Genomic DNA, 608 nt, shown 5'->3' with positions numbered 1-608 from the left:
CACCCCCGCCAGGCCGAAGCCGCGAGCCCCGCCCCCACTCATCGCGCCTGGCGGTCGTCTAGGAACGGTTTTGGCGTGCGCGGGGCGTTGAGTGGGCGGAGGAGTGGGGGCGGGGCTCGCGGCTTCGGCCTGGCGGGGGTGTGCGGCCGTTAGACTGCGCGGACCTCCAACCCCGAGGACGGCGGTGCAAGAGACAGAAGACGGGTACCTCGACGACGTCGCCTGGGACCTGCTGCCCGCCTACCGCCGCCGCACCGCGCTCTCGCGCACGAACATGAGCACGGTCTACCTCGTCGAGGACATCAGCCACCACAACCGCTTGGTCGCGCTGAAGGTCCAGGAGTCCTCGCCGGGGCTGAGCGAGCGCTTCGAGCGTGAGTCGCGCATCGCGCTGACCATCAAGCACCCCAACGTGGTCCCGGTGTACGCGGCGGGCGAGGTCGGGCGTTCGCGCTACCTGGCGATGCACTACGTCCAGGGCCACAACCTGCGGCAGGTGCTCAACGAGCGCAACGGGGTGCTCGGGTTCCAGGAGACGCTGCGCATCGTCGGCCAGGTCGCCGCAGCGCTCGACAGCACGCACGCGCTCGGCCTGGTGCACCGCGACG

General features: G+C 71.1%; 1 protein-coding gene. It reads left to right on the top strand.

Annotation, left to right across the window (positions count from 1 at the left end):
• Positions 1-184: 184 nt before the first annotated feature.
• Positions 185-608: protein kinase (locus tag CCN37_RS38185; RefSeq protein WP_168201064.1), on the top strand; the 424-nt coding region annotated here is incomplete at its 3' end.

This window comes from Allokutzneria sp. NRRL B-24872 (assembly GCF_002155965.1).
GTDB lineage: Bacteria > Actinomycetota > Actinomycetes > Mycobacteriales > Pseudonocardiaceae > Allokutzneria.
Note: the sequence above shows the minus strand (reverse complement) of the source record. Positions and strands in the feature narration are given on the sequence as shown.